Source organism: Escherichia sp. 10290, assembly GCF_030295155.1.
Taxonomy (GTDB): Bacteria; Pseudomonadota; Gammaproteobacteria; order Enterobacterales; family Enterobacteriaceae; genus Escherichia; species Escherichia coli_F.
On the sequence record NZ_AP025741.1, the window covers coordinates 353,916 to 375,296 of the forward strand.

15 protein-coding genes are annotated in these 21,381 nt (G+C 51.7%); 10 read left to right on the forward strand and 5 right to left on the reverse strand.

Annotated elements, in window-relative coordinates:
• Positions 1 to 131: 131 nt before the first annotated feature.
• Genes betA through betI form a run of 3 tightly spaced genes read right to left on the reverse strand, consistent with a single transcriptional unit; the run spans position 132 to position 3,907 of the window.
• The gene (gene betA / locus QUE74_RS01650; protein ID WP_001159119.1) at positions 132 to 1,820 is read right to left on the reverse strand and encodes a choline dehydrogenase; all 1,689 of its coding nucleotides are present in this window, start codon (positions 1,818 to 1,820) and stop codon (positions 132 to 134) included.
• 13 nt (positions 1,821 to 1,833) lie between these two features.
• Positions 1,834 to 3,306 carry a betaine-aldehyde dehydrogenase gene (betB, locus tag QUE74_RS01655; protein ID WP_000089108.1) on the reverse strand — a complete coding sequence of 491 codons (1,473 nt, stop codon included), beginning with the start codon at positions 3,304 to 3,306 and terminating at the stop codon, positions 1,834 to 1,836.
• 13 nt (positions 3,307 to 3,319) lie between these two features.
• Positions 3,320 to 3,907 (reverse strand): transcriptional regulator BetI, encoded by a 588-nt coding sequence (gene betI, locus QUE74_RS01660; protein WP_001355152.1) that lies wholly within the window; start codon positions 3,905 to 3,907, stop codon positions 3,320 to 3,322.
• A gap of 128 nt (positions 3,908 to 4,035) precedes the next feature.
• On the opposite strand from betI, the gene betT reads away from it, so the two are divergent.
• The 3 genes from betT (at position 4,036) to QUE74_RS01675 (ending at position 11,855) form a co-directional block, all read left to right on the forward strand.
• Positions 4,036 to 6,069, forward strand: coding sequence for a choline BCCT transporter BetT (betT, locus tag QUE74_RS01665; RefSeq protein ID WP_000131054.1), 2,034 nt, complete (start codon positions 4,036 to 4,038; stop codon positions 6,067 to 6,069).
• Between the two features lie 572 nt (positions 6,070 to 6,641).
• A complete protein-coding gene (gene ehaA / locus QUE74_RS01670) occupies positions 6,642 to 10,625 on the forward strand; it encodes an autotransporter adhesin EhaA (RefSeq protein WP_001034068.1) in 3,984 nt (1,327 codons plus the stop codon).
• A gap of 141 nt (positions 10,626 to 10,766) precedes the next feature.
• Positions 10,767 to 11,855 carry an EAL domain-containing protein gene (locus tag QUE74_RS01675; protein ID WP_000146382.1) on the forward strand — a complete coding sequence of 363 codons (1,089 nt, stop codon included), beginning with the start codon at positions 10,767 to 10,769 and terminating at the stop codon, positions 11,853 to 11,855.
• Between the two features lie 41 nt (positions 11,856 to 11,896).
• Here QUE74_RS01675 and QUE74_RS01680 read toward each other — a convergent pair whose 3' ends face one another.
• The gene (locus QUE74_RS01680; protein WP_001084390.1) at positions 11,897 to 12,829 is read right to left on the reverse strand and encodes a LysR substrate-binding domain-containing protein; all 933 of its coding nucleotides are present in this window, start codon (positions 12,827 to 12,829) and stop codon (positions 11,897 to 11,899) included.
• Positions 12,830 to 12,920: 91 nt separating this feature from the next.
• On the reverse strand, positions 12,921 to 13,418 hold the full coding sequence (locus tag QUE74_RS01685) for a DUF1097 domain-containing protein (RefSeq protein WP_001013856.1): 498 nt from the start codon (positions 13,416 to 13,418) through the stop codon (positions 12,921 to 12,923).
• Between the two features lie 257 nt (positions 13,419 to 13,675).
• Here QUE74_RS01685 and QUE74_RS01690 point away from each other — a divergent pair, with 257 nt between their 5' ends.
• The 7 genes from QUE74_RS01690 (at position 13,676) to QUE74_RS01725 (ending at position 21,344) form a co-directional block, all read left to right on the forward strand.
• Complete coding sequence (locus QUE74_RS01690) at positions 13,676 to 14,281, forward strand: ankyrin repeat domain-containing protein (RefSeq protein ID WP_000153102.1); 606 nt, start codon at positions 13,676 to 13,678, stop codon at positions 14,279 to 14,281.
• Positions 14,282 to 14,320: 39 nt separating this feature from the next.
• On the forward strand, positions 14,321 to 15,184 hold the full coding sequence (locus QUE74_RS01695; protein ID WP_001355153.1) for an oxamate carbamoyltransferase subunit AllH family protein: 864 nt from the start codon (positions 14,321 to 14,323) through the stop codon (positions 15,182 to 15,184).
• On the forward strand, positions 15,174 to 16,721 hold the full coding sequence (fdrA, locus tag QUE74_RS01700; RefSeq protein WP_000111783.1) for an acyl-CoA synthetase FdrA: 1,548 nt from the start codon (positions 15,174 to 15,176) through the stop codon (positions 16,719 to 16,721). The genes QUE74_RS01695 and fdrA overlap by 11 nt, the downstream gene beginning before the upstream one ends.
• A complete protein-coding gene (locus QUE74_RS01705) occupies positions 16,721 to 18,139 on the forward strand; it encodes a YlbE family protein (protein ID WP_286331888.1) in 1,419 nt (472 codons plus the stop codon). Before fdrA ends, QUE74_RS01705 begins: the two co-directional genes overlap by 1 nt.
• Before the next feature lie 153 nt (positions 18,140 to 18,292).
• The gene (locus QUE74_RS01715; RefSeq protein ID WP_000661653.1) at positions 18,293 to 19,243 is read left to right on the forward strand and encodes a carbamate kinase family protein; all 951 of its coding nucleotides are present in this window, start codon (positions 18,293 to 18,295) and stop codon (positions 19,241 to 19,243) included.
• A 9-nt stretch (positions 19,244 to 19,252) separates the two neighbouring features.
• Positions 19,253 to 20,635, forward strand: a complete 1,383-nt coding sequence (locus tag QUE74_RS01720) for an amidohydrolase family protein (RefSeq protein WP_000662405.1) — start codon at positions 19,253 to 19,255, stop codon at positions 20,633 to 20,635.
• Between the two features lie 298 nt (positions 20,636 to 20,933).
• Positions 20,934 to 21,344: an ASCH domain-containing protein gene (locus QUE74_RS01725; protein WP_001355154.1), complete on the forward strand. Its 411-nt coding sequence runs from the start codon at positions 20,934 to 20,936 to the stop codon at positions 21,342 to 21,344.
• The last annotated feature ends 37 nt before the right edge of the window (positions 21,345 to 21,381 follow it).

A 21,381-nucleotide genomic window follows, 5' to 3' on the forward strand; every position in this document is an offset into this window, starting at 1 on the left:
CTGGTAAAAACATCAGCAAAAAAACAGCATCATGAATACTGGATATGAAGCATGAGAGTTACCTATGTTTTTTATATAAGGATTCGGTCCTTATCGTAGAACGGTAACTCTCAATCTGATAGGTTCCTGAGTTAGTTCAAATCACGACTCATTTTTTTCGCTCTCACCGGCATCCCATTTGCCACAAAATATCTTGCCGTGCTCTTCGGCAACGCTTCTCGTCCGCGAATCATATCCGCCATTTTCTCGCCAATCATAATGGTCGTGGCGTTCAGATTGCCGGTGATAATCTGCGGCATAATTGACGCATCGACTACGCGTAATCCTTCCAGCCCGTGCACGCGGCCTTCGCCATCCACAACGGACATCTCGTCGTACCCCATTTTGCACGTACCGCATGGGTGGAAGGCGGTTTCGGCGTGATTACGCACGAACTCATCGAGCTGCTCATCTGTCTGGCATTCCGCGCCGGGGCTGATTTCGCGGCCACGGTATTGATCCAGCGCCGGTTGATGCATGATCTCGCGGGTGATGCGAATCGCGTCGCGGAACTCCTGCCAGTCCTGTTCGTGCGACATGTAGTTAAACAAAATCGCCGGATGCTGGTGCGGGTCGCGGGATTTAATCCGCACATGCCCACGGCTTGGCGAGCGCATCGATCCGACATGGCACTGGAAGCCGTGCTCTTTCACTGCGTTCGAGCCGTTATAGTTAATCGCCACTGGCAGGAAATGGTACTGAATATTCGGCCACGCAAATTCCTCACGGCTGCGAATAAATCCGCCTGCTTCAAAGTGGTTGCTGGCACCCACGCCGGTGCCGCCAAACAGCCACTCCGCACCGATTTTCGGCTGATTCCACCACTGCAGGGCAGGGTAGAGGGAAACCGGTTCTTTGCACTCGTATTGCAGGTACATCTCCAGATGATCCTGAAGATTTTCGCCCACGCCGGGCAAATCATGCACCAGCGGAATATCAAATTCGGCCAGCAGTTCAGCGTTGCCGACGCCGGAGCGTTGCAGGATTTGTGGTGAGGCAATCGCGCCTGCACATAACAGCACTTCTTTGTTGGCCGTTGCGCGGGTTGGGATGGTGCTGTCGCCTTCCAGCCACTCGACGCCTACCGCGCGTTTGCCGTCAAAGATAATGTGATCGGTCATGGCGTGAGTTCGAATAGTCAGGTTCGGGCGCGATTTGGCCTGATCGAGATAACCCCGCGCGGTGCTGGCGCGACGGCCCTGCGGCGTGACGGTGCGGTCCATCGGGCCGAAACCTTCCTGCTGATAACCGTTAAGGTCTTCTGTGCGCGGATAGCCCGCCTGCACGCCCGCCTCAATCATCGCTTCAAACAGCGGATTGACACCCGGTTTTGAGGTGGTCACGCTTACCGGGCCATCAGCGCCGTGGTAGTCGTTCTCGCCCACATCGCGCGTCTCGGCCTTGCGGTAGTAGGGCAGGCAGTCGAGGTAGCTCCAGTTCTCCAGACCGGGTTCTTTCGCCCAGTTATCGAGATCCAGCGCGTTACCACGGATGTAACACATGCCGTTGATCAGTGATGATCCACCAAGCCCCTTACCGCGTCCGCACTCCATGCGACGGTTGTTCATAAACGGTTCCGGCTCGGTCTCATAGGCCCAGTTATAGCGTTTACCCTGTAGCGGGAACGCCAGCGCAGCGGGCATTTGGGTACGGAAGTCAAAGCGATAGTCCGGGCCGCCCGCTTCAAGCAGCAGCACGGTAGTGTTCGGATCTTCAGTCAGACGTGTCGCGAGGACGTTGCCGGCAGAGCCGGCGCCAATAATGATGTAGTCAAATTGCAAATAAACCTCCTGGTTAGAATATGGACTGGAATTTAGCCATCTCAACCTGGATGGACTTCACCTGGGTGTAACTCTGGAGCGTCATCACGCCGTTCTCGCGACCAATGCCGGAGTGTTTGTAGCCGCCAACGGGCATCTCCGCCGGGGATTCTCCCCAGGTGTTGACCCAGCAAATACCCGCTTCCAGCTGATGAATGACGCGATGCGCGCGGTTCAGATCCGCCGTGACGATACCCGCCGCCAGACCGTAGTCGGTATCATTGGCGCGGCGAATCACTTCGTCTTCAGACTCATACGTGAGGAGCGACATCACCGGGCCGAAGATCTCTTCGCGCACGATAGTCATTTCGTCGCGGCAATCGGTGAACACGGTCGGTGCAACCCATGCGCCGTTATCGAAGCCATCACCCTTCAGCACATCGCCGCCGCACAGTACGCGCGCGCCTTCCTCTTTGCCTTTAGCGATATAGCGCAGCACGTTATCGCGATGCGGGAAGCTGACCAGCGGGCCGAAGTTAGTTTGCGGATCGAAAACGTCGCCCGCGCGAATGCGTTCAACGCGCGTGAGAATCTTTTGCTCAAATGCGACTTTGCATTTCGCCGGAACGAACACGCGGGTGCCGTTGGTACACACTTGGCCGGAGCTGAAGAAGTTCGCCATCATGGCGATATCGGCGGCGAGATCGAGGTCTGCATCGTCGAAAACGATCAGCGGTGATTTACCGCCCAGTTCCATGGTCACTTCTTTCAGGGAAGAGGCCGCCGAGTTAGCCATCACTTTTTTACCGCTGGCAACGCCGCCGGTAAATGACACTTTGGCAATGCCCGGATGCTCGGTCAGATACTGCCCGGTCTCTGCGCCCACGCCCGGCAACACGTTAAATACGCCGTCCGGCAGGCCCGCTTCGCTGTAAATTTCGGCCAGCTTTAACGCGGTAAGCGGGGTGACTTCGCTCGGTTTGAAAATCATCGCGTTGCCTGCCGCCAGCGCCGGTGCGGATTTCCACAAAGCAATCTGAATCGGGTAATTCCATGCGCCAATTCCGGCGACCACGCCCAGCGGTTCACGGCGGGTATAAACAAACGACGTCTCGCGTAGCGGGATCTGGCTGCCTTCCAGCGACGGGATCAGCCCGGCGTAGTACTCGAGCACGTCCGCGCCGGTAACGATATCGACGGTTGAGGTTTCTGAATACGCTTTTCCGGTGTCGAGGGTTTCCAGTTTAGCGAGTTCGTCATTGCGTTCGCGCACAATATCAACGGCCCGACGCAGAATGCGCGAGCGTTCCATGGCGGTCATCGCCGCCCAGATTTTTTGCCCTTGTTGGGCACTCTTCACGGCGCGATCGACATCTTCGCGCCCGGCGGCCTGCACGGTTGCCAGCACGTTACCGTTGGCCGGGTTAATGGTCTCGAAGGTGCGACCGCTGGTGGCGGAGGTATAACCACCATGTATATAAAGCTGCTGTTCTGCCATTCGGGACATCACGTCTCCTCGGTTAATCGGTGGGTAAATGCTGAGTAATAAAGTGACGGGTCAGCGAGTGTGCGAGAGGTTTATCCAGCGGTTTACCGCTCAATGCCGCGCGCAGCCATAAACCGTCAATCAGCGCGGCCAGGCCATAACCTGCCTCCTGTGCCTCTTTGCGCGGTAACTCGCGGTGAAATTCGCTCACCAGATTCGACAACAAGCGGCGGCTGCTCACCTGCTGCAAACGGTAAAGCATCGGCTGATGCATACTGCTGGCCCAAAACGCCAGCCAGGCTTTCATCGCAGCATTACTGACCTGAGTCTCATCGAAATTTCCGTCAACAATCGCCTGTAATCGCTGCTCAGGGCTGCCATCCGGTAGCGCGTGTAAGCGGTTCAAGACCGCGTCACGCAGCTGGCTGGTGATATCACGCATGGTTGCTTCCAGCAGACCATTTTTATCTTTGAAATAGTGGCTAATGATCCCGGTGGAAACGCCCGCCCGGCGGGCGATCTGCGCGATCGTCGCATCGTGCATACCTACTTCATTTATTGCTTCCAGCGTGGCGTCGATCAGTTGTCTGCGCCGGATCGACTGCATCCCCAATTTGGGCATTTTTGCCACTCCATTCATCAGCGTTGTTAATCTATTAAAGCGGTTATTGATTGGACGTTCAATATAAAATGTGTCTTAATTGTTACGAATTTGATTTTAAATGGTAACAATAATAGTGGGGATACTGGATGACAGACCTTTCGCACAGCAGGGAAAAGGACAAAATCAATCCGGTGGTGTTTTACACCTCCGCCGGACTGATTTTGTTGTTTTCCCTGACAACGATCCTGTTTCGCGACTTCTCGGCCCTGTGGATTGGCCGCACGCTGGACTGGGTTTCTAAAACTTTTGGTTGGTACTATCTGTTAGCGGCAACGCTCTATATTGTCTTTGTGGTCTGCATTGCCTGTTCGCGCTTTGGTTCGGTGAAACTCGGGCCCGAGCAGTCTAAGCCTGAGTTCAGCCTGCTGAGCTGGGCGGCGATGCTGTTTGCTGCCGGGATCGGTATCGACCTGATGTTCTTCTCCGTAGCCGAACCGGTAACGCAGTATATGCAGCCGCCGGAAGGCGCGGGTCAGACGATTGAGGCCGCGCGTCAGGCGATGGTCTGGACGCTGTTTCACTACGGCTTAACCGGCTGGTCGATGTATGCGCTGATGGGCATGGCGCTCGGATACTTCAGCTATCGTTATAATTTGCCGCTCACCATCCGCTCGGCGCTGTATCCGATTTTCGGTAAACGGATCAACGGGCCGATTGGTCACTCGGTGGATATTGCCGCGGTGATCGGAACCATCTTCGGGATTGCCACCACGCTCGGCATTGGCGTGGTGCAGCTTAACTATGGCCTGAGCGTACTGTTTGATATTCCGGATTCAATGGCGGCGAAAGCGGCGCTGATCGCGCTGTCGGTGATTATCGCGACTATCTCGGTGACATCCGGTGTCGACAAAGGCATTCGCGTATTGTCTGAACTCAATGTCGCACTGGCGCTGGGGCTGATCCTGTTCGTGCTGTTTATGGGCGACACCTCGTTCCTGCTCAATGCGCTGGTGCTGAACGTCGGCGATTACGTCAACCGCTTTATGGGCATGACGCTCAACAGTTTCGCCTTTGACCGCCCGGTGGAGTGGATGAATAACTGGACGCTCTTTTTCTGGGCATGGTGGGTGGCCTGGTCGCCGTTTGTCGGCCTGTTCCTGGCGCGTATCTCGCGTGGGCGCACCATTCGCCAGTTCGTGCTGGGGACGTTGATTATTCCGTTTACCTTCACGCTGTTATGGCTCTCGGTGTTCGGCAATAGCGCGCTGTATGAAATCATCCACGGCGGCGCGGCATTTGCCCAGGAAGCGATGGTCCATCCGGAGCGCGGCTTCTACAGCCTGTTGGCGCAGTATCCGGCATTTACCTTTAGCGCCTCGGTTGCCACCATTACGGGTCTGCTGTTCTATGTAACTTCGGCAGATTCCGGGGCGCTGGTGCTGGGGAATTTCACCTCGCAGCTTAAAGATATCAACAGCGACGCGCCGGGCTGGCTGCGTGTATTCTGGTCGGTTGCCATTGGTCTGCTGACGCTCGGTATGTTAATGACCAACGGGATATCCGCGCTACAAAACACCACGGTCATCATGGGGCTGCCGTTTAGTTTTGTGATTTTCTTCGTCATGGCGGGATTGTATAAATCGCTGAAAGTTGAAGATTATCGCCGGGAAAGTGCGAGTCGTGATACTGCACCGCGGCCATTGAGCGTTCAGGATCGCCTGAGCTGGAAAAAGCGTCTCTCGCGCCTGATGAATTATCCGGGCACGCGTTACACTAAACAGATGATGGAGACGGTCTGTTACCCGGCAATGGAAGAAGTGGCGCAGGAGCTGCGGTTGCGCGGCGCGTACGTGGAGCTAAAAAGCCTGCCGCCGGAAGAGGGACAACAGTTGGGGCATCTGGATTTGTTGGTGCATATGGGCGAAGAGCAAAACTTTGTCTATCAGATTTGGCCGCAGCAATATTCGGTGCCGGGCTTTACCTACCGCGCACGTAGCGGTAAATCGACCTACTACCGGCTGGAAACCTTCCTGTTAGAAGGCAGCCAGGGCAACGACCTGATGGACTACAGCAAAGAGCAGGTGATCACCGATATTCTCGACCAGTACGAGCGGCACCTTAACTTTATCCATCTCCATCGTGAAGCGCCGGGCCATAGCGTGATGTTCCCGGACGCGTGATTGTTATTGCATAAAACCGCGCCATGTCTGCATATGGCGCGGAAATCATTGACTCGCTGTAAAAAATTATGCATATATTATATATGATTGTCATGTCATATCCTGCAATTCCTCTTGTATCACTTCATGATTTTATATTTTATTAATTAACGATTTTATTTTGTATTAGCTGAATGGATTCAGTCCTATAGAGTTATATATTTATTAATAAGACGATTCTTATATTTTGATACCTAATAAGAGTTACCACTTTTATCGGCTGTATATTAAGTGTATTCCTCCTGCTTTTGTTTATATTTTGAGTTGATTTGAGTTCCTGGATACATATAATGCGCAGGTATTCGAGACTGGGAGGAATGTAATGATAAAGTTAATAGTGTTAACTTAAAATAAGTTTTCAGTAGTAACTTGCTATTTTATTACCCTCTGAACTACATACTCAGATATGTGGTTGTCAATGCTATGCAAAATTTTTGAATTTTTATATGCGATGAACAGTAACCGGAATGGCATTTAATGCGTTGCTGTTTATGCAATCTTAGTTTTATTTGGATGTATTGCTGGAGATTGTGATGAATAAAATATATCGGCTAAAGTGGAACAGGTCCCGTAACTGTTGGAGCGTTTGCTCTGAGCTGGGGAGCAGAGTAAAAGGAAAAAAGTCCCGGGCTGTTTTAATTAGCGCGATAAGTTTATATTCATCTCTGGTATTCGCCGATGATGTCATCGTAAACCAGGATAAAACTATTGATTTTGGCAAAGAGAACCAGAGCATCGATTACCATATTACGGTGACTGACAATGCCAATCTGGTAATCAATGCGACAGATACTTCCCGTCCGCGTCTGACTCTCGCTTCTGGTGGTGGGTTGGATATTACCGGAGGAAAGGTAACAATCAATGGCCCACTTAACTTTTTGCTGAAAGGTACGGGGTTCCTGAATGTCTCCAATGCTGGCAGCGAGTTATATGCTGATGATTTGTATGAATCAAACTCAGGCATGAGACACGATCGCGGCTATTTTAATGTCTCCAACGGCGGCAAAATCCATGTTAAGGGCACCAGTCGTCTGACTTATACGCAGGGAAATGTCAGTGGGGAAGGTAGCCAGGTAAATTCCGAAACCTTCTTTATGGGCGTTTACAGCAGTTACGGTGGTAATCAGTACCTGTCAGTTAATAACGGCGGTGAAGTTAATGCCAGTAAGCAAATTAGCCTGGGCTATTATAATCAAAACTCCGATACAACACTTGCCGTTTCAGAAGGCGGAAAAGTATCTGCGCCGACTATTAGTTTAAGCACCAACTCTGAGTTGGCGTTAGGTGCACAGGAAGGAAATGCAGCGAAGGCGGCAGGGATTATTGATGCCGAAAAAATTGAGTTTGTGTGGGCTTCGACATCAGATAAGAAAATCACTTTAAACCACACGGATAAAAACGCGACTATTTCCGCGGATATTGTCAGTGGCAGCGAGGGCCTGGGCTATATCAATGCGCTCAATGGTACAACTTACTTAACCGGTGATAACTCCGCCTTTAGCGGCAAAGTCAAAATTGAGAAAAACGGGGCTTTAGGGATCACCCAAAATATAGGTACAGCAGAAATCACCAACCGCGGGAAATTACACCTGAAGGCTGACGATAGCATGACCTTTGCCAATAAGATTTCCGGCAACGGTACAATAAGTATCGACAGTGGGACGGTGGAGTTGATCGGCAATAACTATGCATTCAGCGGATATATTGATGTCGCTTCCGATGCTGTCGCTGTTATTTCTGAAGATAAGAACATCGGCCGTGCAGAACTGGATGTTGATGGCAAACTGCAAATTAATGCCAATAAAGATTGGGTGTTTGATAACGATCTTGAAGGTAAAGGCGTTGTTGAAATAAACATGGGGAATCACGAATTCTCCTTCGATGAGTTTGCTTATACAGACTGGTTTCAGGGGGCACTGGCATTCCAGAACACGACATTTAACCTGGAAAAAAATGCTGAGTTTCTGCAGAAAGGCGGGATCACTGCGGGTCAGGGAAGCCAGATAACAGTGGGTAAGGGCGCTCACTCCATTAGCACTCTGGGATTCTCGGGCGGAACCGTTGATTTTGGTGCCCTGACCGCTGGCGCGCAGATGACAGAAGGGACAGTCAACGTTAGTAAAACGCTGGATTTGCGCGGCGAGGGTGTGATTGAGGTTTCTGACAGTGACGTTGTCCGCTCAGTATCTCGTGATATTGACTCTGCGTTATCGCTCACTGAAGTCGATGATGGTAACAGCACCATTAAGTTGGTTGATGCGCAAGGTGCGGAAGTTCTGGGCGATGCGGGCAATCTGCAATTGCAGGATAAAAATGGGCAAATCCTCTCCAGCAGCGCCCAACGTGATATTCAGCAGAATGGGCAAAAAGCGGCCGTCGGCACTTACGACTATCGTCTGACGAGTGGGGTAAACAATGACGGTCTGTATATCGGTTACGGCCTGACCCAGCTTGAATTGCAGGCTACCGACAGTGATGCCCTGGTGCTGAGTGCCAACGGTAAGAGCGAGAATGCCGCCGATCTTAGTGCAAAGATTACCGGCAGTGGTGACCTGGCTTTCAGCAGCCAGAAAGGTCAGACCGTATCGCTTTCTAACAAAGACAACGACTATACCGGTATTACCGATCTGCGCAGCGGGACGCTTTTGTTGAATAACGATAACGTGTTGGGTAATACCCATGAACTGCGTCTGGCGGCAGAGACTGAACTGGATATGAATGGTCACAGCCAGATCGTGGGCACGCTCAATGGCAGCGCCGATTCACTGCTGAGCTTGAACGGCGGGAGTCTGACGGTTACCAACGGGGGCACTTCAACCGGTTCGTTAACGGGAAGCGGAGAGCTGAATATTCAGGGCGGCACGCTGGATATCGCGGGCGATAATAGCAACCTGACGGCGAATGTGAACATTGCTAGCTCGGCTAATGTCCTGGTTAGTCATGCGCAGGGAATGGGTAACGCAAACATTGAGAACAACGGCACCCTGGCGCTGAATAATAGCGCTGAAAAAAGAGCGGCTGCACCAGTGAATTACACCCTGGGTGGCAATCTGACCAACAACGGTACGCTGATGACCGGGATGTCAGGACTGCAAGCTGGCAACGTGTTGGTGGTGAAGGGGAACTACTACGGTAATAACGGCCAACTGGTAATGAATACGGTACTGAATGGCGATGATTCAGTAACTGATAAATTGGTTGTCGAGGGCGATACTAGCGGCACGACTGCCGTTACGGTGAATAACGCTGGCGGTACAGGTGCGAAAACCCTTAACGGTATCGAACTTATCCATGTTGACGGTAAGTCTGAGGGCGAATTTGTTCAGGCTGGGCGTATCGTTGCGGGGGCATATGACTACACTCTCGCGCGTGGACAAGGGGCAAATAGTGGTAACTGGTATCTGACCAGCGGCAGTGATTCTCCTGAACTGCAGCCGGAGCCAGACCCGATGCCGAATCCGGAGCCAAACCCGAATCCAGAGCCGAACCCTAACCCGACACCTACGCCGGGTCCGGATCTGAATGTGGATAATGACCTGCGACCGGAGGCGGGTAGCTACATTGCGAACCTTGCAGCAGCGAATACCATGTTCAACACGCGTCTGCATGAGCGTCTGGGAAATACATACTATACCGACATGGTGACGGGTGAGCAGAAACAAACCAGTATGTGGATGCGCCATGAAGGGGGTCATAATAAATGGCGTGATGGCAGCGGCCAGCTGAAAACCCAAAGCAATCGCTATGTTCTGCAACTGGGAGGCGATATCGCGCAGTGGAGCCAAAACGACAGCGATCGCTGGCATATTGGGGTCATGGCGGGATATGGCAACAGCGACAGCAAAACGACCTCCTCGCGCACTGGTTATCGTGCAAAAGCGAGTGTGAACGGATATAGCACAGGCCTCTATGCCACCTGGTATGCCGATGACGAGTCGCGTAATGGCGCGTATCTCGACAGTTGGGCGCAGTACAGTTGGTTTGATAACACAGTGAAAGGGGATGACTTACAAAGTGAATCCTATAAATCAAAAGGATTTACCGCGTCACTGGAAGCTGGATACAAACACAAATTAGCTGAATTTAATGGCAGCCAGGGAACGCGTAATGAATGGTATGTTCAGCCGCAAGCACAGGTTACCTGGATGGGAGTCAAAGCCGATAATCACCGCGAAAGCAACGGAACCCTCGTTCATAGCAACGGTGATGGCAATGTTCAAACCCGACTTGGCGTAAAAACCTGGCTGAAGAGCCACCATAAAATGGATGACAGTAAATCCCGCGAGTTCCAGCCGTTTGTAGAAGTGAACTGGCTGCATAACAGTAAGGATTTCAGCACCAGTATGGATGGCGTGTCCGTCACTCAGGATGGAGCCCGCAATATTGCTGAGATAAAAACCGGGGTGGAAGGACAGCTAAATGCCAACCTGAATGTCTGGGGGAATGTGGGCGTTCAGGTTGCCGATAGAGGATATAATGACACCTCTGCAATGGTGGGCATTAAGTGGCAATTCTGATCTGAATAATGAGTAAAAGGAGAGAGAGCCGAACGGGAGATAATTCGGCTCTCTGTGTCATTTTCTTGCAGTCAGCTTTATCAGTTAGAGTGAAGACAAGCAGATTTAGCTGGCGCACAAGATTTCATCAAGGTGTGTTCAATGGCTTCGCATGATTTGAGTGTTTTTTTGGAAGAGTTCGGGGCAACGGTTAATTTGACCTTGCCTGGTATCGTGTCCGAAAAAGAACGGCTTTTACTCAAGCTGCTAATGGAGGGAATGTCGGTTACAGAAATATCACAATACAGAAATCGTAGCGCAAAGACAATTTCACATCAGAAGAAGCAGTTGTATGAAAAATTAGGCATCCAGAGTGATATTACTTTCTGGCGGGATATCTTTTTTCAATATCATCCGCAAGTCATCAGTGGCAAGGGAAATAAAAATAATTTTTATATTCCTGATAACCGTTGTCACCATATCGTCACGCCTGAAGCCATCAGTCTGGCGTTGGAAAATCACGAATTCAAACCGTGGATCCAGCCCGTTTTCTGCGCGCAGACAGGGGTACTGACGGGCTGTGAAGTGCTTGTTCGCTGGGAACATCCGCAAACGGGAATTATCCCACCGGATCAGTTTATTCCTCTGGCGGAGTCATCCGGTCTTATTGTCATAATGACTCGCCAGCTGATGAAACAGACTGCGGATATTCTGATGCCAGTAAAACATTTGCTGCCGGATAATTTCCATATTGGCATCAACGTCTCGGCAGGATGTTTTTTGGCCGCAGGATTTGAAAAAGAGTGTCTGAACCTGGTCAAGAAATTAGGTAACGATAAAATCAAGCTGGTTCTTGAGCTAACGGAACGCAACCCCATTCCGGTAACGCCAGAAGCCAGAGCGATATTTGACAGCCTTCATCAGCACAACATTACCTTTGCGCTGGATGACTTTGGTACGGGTTATGCGACCTATCGTTATTTGCAGGCGTTTCCGGTCGATTTTATTAAAATTGACAAGTCGTTTGTGCAAATGGCGAGTGTCGACGAAATTTCCGGTCATATTGTGGACAATATTGTCGAACTGGCGCGTAAGCCTGGTCTGAGTATCGTGGCGGAAGGGGTAGAAACCCAGGAGCAGGCGGATTTAATGATCGGCAAAGGCGTTCACTTTTTGCAGGGCTATTTGTACTCTCCGCCAGTACCGGGTAATAAATTTATCTCTGAATGGGTAATGAAAGCAGGTGGTTGAGGTAAACCGCTATTCACAGCGCATCGGGAGGTTGGCAGCGATTAATTCTCCCGATGCAGTAAATCCTGATAGATCCCTGTTAATATGCCATTTGGCGAAAATTGTTTTTTAATCCACTGCGTCACCTGACCGGTGGCAGAGTGCTGGGTCGCCAGTAACATGCGTGAATCCTGGCGCGGATTATGGATTTGTCGGGTAACCAGCAGGGATTGCGCCATCGCCTCACGGACCATGTAATCCGGCAAAAAACCAATTCCTTCGCCTAAAATCTGGCACTGACATTTGGTGTTGAAATCTGGCACCAGAATCGACTCCTGCCCATGCAGCAACCAGCCCACTTTTTTATTAATCGTATGCGCGGTGTCTTCCACCATGATATTAGGATAGAGACGTAGTTGGCTTTCGGCGATGGGTTCCGGCACAAAGGCTAACGGGTGATCCGGGGCGATAGCAAAAGCCCAGCGAATCGCGCCAATCTCCGTGTAATCAATGCCGCCGCCGTCCAGCAGCGTGTCGGGTGCGCCGATAGCGATATTCGCCTGATTATTAATAATCGCATCCCAGACGCCATTATACACTTCGGTGGTGACGGTAATCTGGCAGGTTGGAAATTGCTTTTTCAGTACCTGTAATAAGCGTGCGGTGTGTTTGGGCGTATAAAGCAGCTGATTAATACAAATACGCACACGCGCTTCTATGCCCTGCGAAATAGTATCGATGCTGCGTTTGATGGCGTGAAAATCATTCAGCAGGTCGGTAGCTTTGCGGAAAAAATAACGCCCGGACTCCGTTAACTCAATGCTGCGGGTACTGCGAGTGAACAGCACCACATCCAGCCCTGTTTCCATTCGCTTGATGGTGTAGCTAATGGCGGAAGTGGTTAAACCCAACTCTTCTGCAGCTTTACTGAAGCTGCCAAAACGCGCAGCGGTAGTAAATGCCAACAGATTCTCTTCGGTAAAAATTGAGTTCATTAAACCATTCCCGCCATTATCTACTATGAATTTCTCCAGCTATGACTGTAGAGGTATCGGTTAAAGATAGATAATCATTTTTGAATAACTTTTAATACCCGTCGCGTTTAGTCGTCGCTTCGCTTAATTTTTGTCCGCCATATTCTGAAATTATCCCCACGCAGTTACCCGCCAGAAAACCCAGTAATGTCACCGTCCAGTTCATCCCGCTGGCAAAAAATAGCGTCATGCCGAGAAAGCCTCCGGGAATAAAAGACAGTAAACCGAAACGTCCTTGCCAGACCACCACCGCCGAGAAGGGTACAGTCATAATCACGCTCGCCCAGAAGCCGGAAATCCCACTCACCGAGGCCAGCCAACCGGCAGCCAGCGCGGCGAAAAACGCCCACACCATCCCGGAATAATTAACCGCCAGGCTTCTGATAAACCCCGATTTACCGCCGCCTGCGGCATAAAAACTGCAAAAGGCGACGAAGCCAATGGTTCCTAATAATTCCCATCCCTGAGAGAGCCCGACATGTGAAGACACTAACTGCCAAAGCCCTGCACAAATACCGACGGTTATACCCGTTGCCGTGAGTCCGTTCATCTTGTTCCCCTCTGGTTAGACATGGACGAAAGCTACTCTTACATGTGCAGACTATAGAGAAATAAAACCTGATTGAGTGAAAGGGTATCGGGTCAAAGAAATAAATATTGCACTACCGCACACTGCGAAAAGATTGTTGAACATCATTCAACAAAAAGGCGAAATACGGCGAATTAAATTTAAGCGGGTTCTTTTATCAGATTATCGTTGCTATTCTCAATTCATCGAAAACAGCCACAAAAACCAGGGGAATGTGAATGACTATAAAAAATCTACCTGCCGACTATTTATTGGCTGCGCAACAGGGTGATATCGATAAAGTAAAAACCTGCCTTGCGCTGGGGGTCGATATTAATACCTGCGATCGTCAGGGGAAAACGGCAATTACGCTGGCAAGTTTATATCAGCAATATGCTTGCGTTCAGGCATTAATTGATGCCGGAGCGGATATTAATAAGCAAGATCAGATATGTTCAAATCCTTTTTTAATTAGCTGCCTGACCGGCGATTTAACCCTGTTACGGATTATTTTACCGGCTAAACCCGATCTTAATTGCGTCACCCGTTTTGGCGGTGTCGGCCTGACGCCTGCCTGTGAAAAAGGCCATTTAAGTATTGTAAAAGAGCTTTTGGCGCATACGGAGATTAACGTTAACCAGACCAACCATGTTGGCTGGACGCCGCTACTGGAAGCAATTGTGCTTAATGATGGCGGGATAAAACAGCAGGCGATTGTCCAGTTATTGCTGGAACACGGTGCCAGCCCGCACATGACGGATAAATATGGCAAAACGCCGCTGGAACTGGCGCGGGAACGAGGCTTTGAAGAGATTGCGCAGTTACTGATTGCCGCAGGTGCATAAACCGGGAGGCTTGCTATCAACACACCAGAAAGACGGTGTGTGTGGGCGCTAACTGCGGATGCTGATTTTCTGGCGCAGCGGGGGCAAGGACAGGTTGAACAGGTCTTTGCCAGAGCGGTAAATATCGCACTTCCGGCCCGCCAGCAGTTGCTGACACTGCTTTGTGAAGAGTACGACAATGCGCCAAACAGTTGTCGGTTGGCACTCACTCACTTTGATGGTCTGTTCCGTCATGGTGATAAGGTTCAGTTTGATGATCAAGGTATTACGGTTGGTCAACATCTTCATATAGAGATGAGTCATTGCCAGCGTTGGCTGTCCCCAGCTTTGCAAATGACCGCTGAAAATTTTCACCTTATCGCCTGGCAACAGTGGCACGACATTATTCATCAACACCTGGGGGAAAATGAAACCCTGTTTAATTATTGTGGCGATAACCCGTTCTATCAGGCATTAAAAAAAGAATTACATATTAAACGACGGGCAGTTATTCAGGCCGTAAACGATAAACAAAATATCGCCTCAGCGGTCGTCAGTATGATGGGGTTAGGGATTGGCCTTACACCATCAGCCGATGATTATTTAACAGGTCTGGCGCTTATTTCATTTATTCCCGGGCATCCGGCGGAAAAATACAAAGAGGAATTTTATCTCGGTCTGCAACGCGGCAGAAATAATACCACGTTATTAAGTGCCATAACGCTGGAAGCCGCATTACAACAACGCTGCCGGGAAAATATTCATCGTTTTATTCATAACATTATTTATGACATACCTGGGAACGCAACTCAGGCAATAGAAAAAATTAAACATATTGGCTCCAGTTCCGGCTGCGACATGCTGTATGGCATGGCCGATGGTTGTGCGCTGAGCCAAACCTACGGAGGGAATTATGTCAGTTAAAATAGTCATTAAACCGAATACCTATTTTGATTCTGTCTCGCTGATGTCTATCTCCACGCGTGCAAATAAACTCGACGGCGTCGAGCAGGCATTTGTGGCGATGGCGACCGAAATGAACAAAGGCGTTCTGAAGAATTTAGGGCTGCTGACGCCGGAGCTGGAGCAGGCGAAAAACGGCGACCTGATGATTGTCATCAACGGCAAAGCGGGCGCAGACAACGAGCAGTTGCTGGTGGAGATTGAAGAACTGTTCAACAGCAAAGCGCAAAGCGGCTCGCACGAGGCGCGTTATGCCACTATTGCCAGCGCCAAAAAGCATATCCCGGAAAGTAACCTGGCAGTGATTTCGGTCAACGGTCTGTTTGCCGCTCGCGAAGCGCGTCAGGCGCTGCAAAACGATCTTAACGTGATGCTGTTTTCCGATAATGTCTCAGTTGAAGATGAACTGGCGCTCAAGCAACTGGCCCACGAAAAAGGGCTGCTGATGATGGGGCCAGACTGCGGCACGGCGATTATCAACGGCGCGGCGCTCTGCTTTGGTAACGCTGTGCGTCGCGGCAACATCGGTATTGTTGGCGCATCCGGCACCGGTAGCCAGGAGCTGAGCGTCCGCATTCATGAATTTGGTGGCGGCATTTCGCAACTGATTGGCACCGGCGGGCGCGACCTGAGCGAGAAAATCGGCGGCCTGATGATGCTCGACGCTATCGGGATGCTGGAAAACGATCCGCAAACTGAAATCATTGTACTTATCTCCAAACCGCCTGCGCCTGCGGTGGCCCGCAAAGTGCTGGAACGCGCACGCGCCTGCCGCAAGCCGGTGGTGGTCTGCTTCCTCGGTCGTGGCGAAACGCCAGTGGATGAGCAGGGGCTACAGTTTGCTCGCGGCAGCAAAGAGGCGGCATTGAAAGCGGTGATGCTCTCCGGCGTGAAACAAGAACATCTCGAGCTGCATACGCTGAACCAGCCGTTGATTGCGGATGTGCGGGCGCGTCTGCAACCGCGGCAGAAATACATTCGTGGCCTGTTCTGCGGCGGCACGCTGTGTGACGAAACCATGTTCGCGGTGATGGAAAAACACGGCGATGTCTACAGCAACATCCAGCCCGATCCTGAATTCCGCCTGCAAGATATCAACCGCAGCATCAAACACACCTTCCTCGACTTTGGTGATGACGACTTCACCAACGGCAAGCCGCATCCAATGATTGACCCCACCAATCGCATCAGTCGCTTGATCGAAGAAGCGCGTGATCCAGAAGTGGCGGTGATCGTGATGGATTTTGTGCTCGGATTTGGATCGCATGAAGATCCGGTCGGTTCCACCATCGAGGCGATCAAAGAAGCGAAAGCGATCGCTGCCGCCGAAGGCCGCGAGTTGATCATTCTCGCCTATGTGCTGGGTACCGATCTCGATACGCCATCGTTAGCACAACAAAGCCAGATGCTGCTTGATGCCGGGGTGATTCTGGCCAGCAGCAGCACCAATACCGGATTGCTGGCGCGTGAATTTATTTGCAAAGGGGAGGAAGCCTGATGAGCCAGTCACTGTTTAGCCAACCGTTGAACGTTATTAATGTCGGCATCGCTATGTTTAGCGATGATCTGAAAAAGCAGCATGTAGAAGTGACCCAACTCGACTGGACGCCGCCGGGGCAGGGCAATATGCAGGTGGTGCAGGCGCTGGATAACATTGCCGATTCGCCGCTGGCAGACAAAATCGCCGCCGCTAACCAGCAGGCGCTGGAGCGGATTATCCAGTCGCATCCGGTGCTGATTGGTTTTGATCAGGCGATTAACGTGGTGCCGGGTATGACGCCGAAAACCATTCTTCACGCCGGGCCACCAGTGACCTGGGAAAAAATGTGCGGCGCGATGAAAGGCGCGGTCACCGGGGCGCTGGTGTTCGAAGGACTGGCGAAAGATCTTGACGAGGCGGCTGAACTGGCGGCCTCCGGGGAGATCACTTTCTCGCCGTGCCACGAACACGACTGCGTGGGTTCGATGGCGGGTGTTACCTCGGCCTCGATGTTTATACACATCGTGAAAAACAAAACCTACGGCAACATCGCTTACACCAACATGAGCGAGCAGATGGCGAAGATTTTGCGTATGGGCGCTAACGATCAGAGCGTGATTGACCGCCTGAACTGGATGCGCGATGTGCAGGGGCCCATGCTGCGCGACGCAATGAAGATTCTCGGTGAGATTGATCTGCGCTTAATGCTGGCGCAGGCGCTGCATATGGGCGATGAATGCCATAACCGCAATAACGCCGGGACGACGCTGCTGATTCAGGCGCTGACGCCGGGGATTATTCAGGCGGGTTATTCCGTCGAGCAACAGCGCGAAGTGTTTGAGTTTGTCGCCAGCAGCGATTACTTCTCCGGCCCGACGTGGATGGCAATGTGTAAAGCAGCGATGGATGCGGCGCACGGCATTGAATACAGCACCGTGGTGACCACCATGGCGCGTAACGGTGTCGAGTTCGGCCTGCGAGTCAGCGGCCTGCCGGGGCAGTGGTTTACCGGCCCGGCGCAACAGGTCATCGGCCCGATGTTTGCCGGTTATAAGCCGGAAGATTCGGGGCTGGATATTGGCGACAGCGCCATCACCGAAACCTACGGCATTGGTGGATTTGCTATGGCGACCGCGCCTGCAATCGTCGCGCTGGTGGGCGGTACGGTGGAAGAGGCTATCGATTTCTCCCGTCAGATGCGCGAAATCACCCTCGGCGAAAACCCCAACGTGACCATTCCGCTGCTCGGTTTTATGGGTGTGCCGACGGCAATCGACATCACCCGCGTGGGTAGCAGTGGCATTCTGCCGGTGATCAACACCGCCATTGCCCATAAAGATGCGGGCGTCGGCATGATTGGCGCGGGCATTGTGCATCCACCATTCGCCTGCTTCGAAAAAGCCATTCTTGGCTGGTGCGAACGTTACGGCGTCTGACCTGCAAAGTGCGCGTTGTCTCTGCCGGATGCGGCGTGAACGCCTTATCCGGCCTACGAGTGGCGCAAGAATCTGTAGGCCTGATAAGCGTAGCGCATCAGGCAATTTGGCGTTGGTCATAACCCCATCACCCTCTGTAGCGGACATAACAACATGAAAGAACTTGTGGTCGTTGCCATTGGTGGCAACAGCATTATCAAAGATAACGCCAGCCAGTCGATTGAGCATCAGGCGGAGGCGGTGAAGGCCGTCGCCGATACGGTGCTGGAAATGCTGGCTTCCGATTACGACATTGTGCTGACCCACGGCAACGGGCCGCAGGTCGGGCTGGATTTACGCCGCGCGGAGATTGCCCACGAGCGCGAAGGGCTGCCCTTAACGCCGCTGGCGAACTGTGTGGCGGATACGCAAGGCGGCATTGGCTACTTGATCCAACAGGCGCTGAACAATCGGCTGGCGCGCCACGGCGAGAAAAAAGCCGTCACCGTGGTGACTCAGGTGGAAGTGGATAAAAACGATCCGGGATTTGCTCACCCCACCAAGCCCATTGGCGCATTCTTCAGTGAAAGCCAGCGTAACGAATTTCAAAAGGCAAACCCTGACTGGCGTTTTGTTGAAGATGCCGGACGCGGCTATCGCCGCGTGGTCGCCTCGCCGGAACCGAAACGTATTGTTGAAGCACCTGCCATTAAAGCGCTGATCCAACAAGGGTTTGTGGTGATTGGTGCGGGCGGTGGCGGAATTCCGGTGGTGCGTACTGACGCGGGAGATTACCAAAGCGTGGACGCGGTTATCGACAAAGATCTCTCCACCGCGCTGCTGGCCCGCGAAATTCACGCCGACATTCTGGTGATCACCACCGGCGTCGAAAAAGTGTGTATTCATTTTGGCAAACCGCAGCAGCAGGCGCTGGATCGGGTGGATATTGCCACCATGACCCGCTATATGCAGGAAGGGCATTTCCCGCCAGGCAGCATGTTGCCAAAAATCATCGCCAGCCTGACGTTCCTGGAACAGGGCGGTAAAGAAGTGATTATCACCACGCCGGAATGCCTGCCCGCGGCGCTGCGTGGCGAGACGGGCACCCATATTATTAAAACGTAAGGACGTAAGATGAAAGAAAACAATAGCCGTCGTGAGTTTTTGAGCCAGAGCGGTAAGATGGTCACCGCCGCCGCGCTGTTTGGTACCTCTGTGCCATTCGCCCATGCGGAGGTCTCTGGCACAACCCACTGCGACGCGAATAACACAATGAAAATCACTGACCCGCACTACTATCTCGACAACGTGCTGCTGGAAACCGGTTTTGACTACGAAAACGGTGTGGCAGTACAGACCCGCACGGCGCGCCAGACCGTGGAGATTCAGGACGGTAAAATTGTTGCGCTACATGAGAACAAGCAGCATCCGGACGCCACGCTACCGCACTATGACGCTGGCGGTAAGCTTATGTTGCCCACTACTCGCGACATGCATATTCATCTTGACAAAACCTTTTACGGCGGACCGTGGCGCTCACTCAATCGCCCTGCAGGCACCACTATCCAGGACATGATCAAACTTGAGCAGAAAATGCTGCCGGAACTGCAACCCTACACTCAGGAGCGGGCAGAAAAACTGATCGATTTATTGCAGTCGAAAGGCACCACCATTGCCCGCAGCCACTGCAATATCGAACCGGTTTCCGGCCTGAAAAATCTGCAAAATTTGCAGGCGGTGCTGGCGCGACGTCAGGCGGGCTTCGAGTGTGAAATCGTCGCCTTCCCGCAGCACGGTTTGCTGCTGTCGAAATCGGAACCCTTGATGCGTGAAGCGATGCAGGCAGGGGCGCATTACGTCGGCGGGCTGGACCCGACCAGTGTTGATGGCGCGATGGAAAAATCCCTCGACACCATGTTCCAGATTGCGCTGGACTACGACAAAGGCGTCGATATTCATCTGCATGAAACCACTCCGGCAGGCGTGGCGGCCATCAATTATATGGTTGAAATGGTGGAGAAAACGCCGCAACTGAAGGGCAAACTGACCATCAGCCACGCCTTTGCGCTGGCAACGCTCAATGAGCAACAGGTAGATGAACTGGCGCACCGGATGGCGGCGCAGCAAATTTCTATTGCCTCGACGGTACCGATTGGCACGTTGCATATGCCACTCAAACAGCTGCACGACAAAGGTGTAAAAGTCATGACTGGCACCGACAGCGTTATCGACCACTGGTCGCCTTACGGCCTGGGTGACATGCTGGAAAAAGCCAATCTGTATGCGCAACTCTATATTCGTCCTAACGAACAGAACCTCTCCCGCTCGCTGTTTTTAGCCACTGGTGATGTATTGCCGCTCAACGAAAAAGGCGAGCGCGTCTGGCCCAAAGCGCAGGATGACGCCAGCTTTGTGCTGGTGGACGCCTCCTGTTCCGCCGAGGCGGTGGCGCGTATCTCGCCGAGAACCGCAACGTTCCATAAAGGGCAACTGGTGTGGGGGAGTGTGGCAGGTTGATACGAATTTGAAACGCCTGCAACGGTGAATAGTAAGAGATTTAAGCCCCAGGGAGTGGGGCGGGAATGGTTTGTTAATGAATGATCCTGAACTTTATAATCTCCCGGCATAATTTCCAGGGGATTATTTGAGAGAAATACACAAAAGTGAGTTTTAACAAAGGTATTTATCAAGTCATAAATGTGACCTGCTTCGGATAAAAAAGATTAAACATAGAAAAACCAATGATCCTCTTGCTGATAGTTATCGACAGTAATTAAGATGTAATTTGTTGTTCTGTTATCGCGAAAATATTGCCATGACCATAAAAGAAAAAATCTCACAAAAATATCCCCATGCTTCCTTTTGTACTTTTGGCGATTCAGCAGCGTTGGCCGATTACCTCGCAACGTTGATTGCGACTGGTGTTAAAACAGCTTCCTGTGGTTCGCTGGCGGGATGTATTGAAGACAACGCATTTCCGATGATTGGCGAGTATAAGATTGTAGAAAATAGCCGTGGTGAGCCTGTGTGTGTTATCAGAGTTATTGGCCTGCATTTACTGCGCTTTTCTGATGTCACCGCGGAGCTTGCCCGTAAGGAAGGTGAAGGTGACCTCAGTCTTGAATATTGGCGTAATGAACACCGTCGTTTTTTCCAGGCAGAAGGATGCTATTCACCCGAAATGGACGTTATCTTTGAAGAATATGCCCTTATTGACGTTGTGTAGATAACTATTTTTCTACGCGAAATAAGCTCACAAACAT

What these genes read in the sequence shown, in the direction of transcription:
- QUE74_RS01720 (WP_000662405.1), top strand. Translation starts at nt 19,253, where the DNA reads ATGAAAGAAAACAATAGCCGTCGTGAGTTTTTGAGCCAGAGCGGTAAG.
- betT (WP_000131054.1), top strand. Translation starts at nt 4,036, where the DNA reads ATGACAGACCTTTCGCACAGCAGGGAAAAGGACAAAATCAATCCGGTG.
- QUE74_RS01715 (WP_000661653.1), top strand. Translation starts at nt 18,293, where the DNA reads ATGAAAGAACTTGTGGTCGTTGCCATTGGTGGCAACAGCATTATCAAA.
- QUE74_RS01725 (WP_001355154.1), top strand. Translation starts at nt 20,934, where the DNA reads ATGACCATAAAAGAAAAAATCTCACAAAAATATCCCCATGCTTCCTTT.
- QUE74_RS01690 (WP_000153102.1), top strand. Translation starts at nt 13,676, where the DNA reads ATGACTATAAAAAATCTACCTGCCGACTATTTATTGGCTGCGCAACAG.
- betB (WP_000089108.1), bottom strand. Translation starts at nt 3,306, where the DNA reads ATGTCCCGAATGGCAGAACAGCAGCTTTATATACATGGTGGTTATACC.
- betI (WP_001355152.1), bottom strand. Translation starts at nt 3,907, where the DNA reads ATGCCCAAATTGGGGATGCAGTCGATCCGGCGCAGACAACTGATCGAC.
- QUE74_RS01680 (WP_001084390.1), bottom strand. Translation starts at nt 12,829, where the DNA reads ATGAACTCAATTTTTACCGAAGAGAATCTGTTGGCATTTACTACCGCT.
- QUE74_RS01705 (WP_286331888.1), top strand. Translation starts at nt 16,721, where the DNA reads ATGAGCCAGTCACTGTTTAGCCAACCGTTGAACGTTATTAATGTCGGC.
- ehaA (WP_001034068.1), top strand. Translation starts at nt 6,642, where the DNA reads ATGAATAAAATATATCGGCTAAAGTGGAACAGGTCCCGTAACTGTTGG.
- QUE74_RS01675 (WP_000146382.1), top strand. Translation starts at nt 10,767, where the DNA reads ATGGCTTCGCATGATTTGAGTGTTTTTTTGGAAGAGTTCGGGGCAACG.
- QUE74_RS01685 (WP_001013856.1), bottom strand. Translation starts at nt 13,418, where the DNA reads ATGAACGGACTCACGGCAACGGGTATAACCGTCGGTATTTGTGCAGGG.
- fdrA (WP_000111783.1), top strand. Translation starts at nt 15,174, where the DNA reads ATGTCAGTTAAAATAGTCATTAAACCGAATACCTATTTTGATTCTGTC.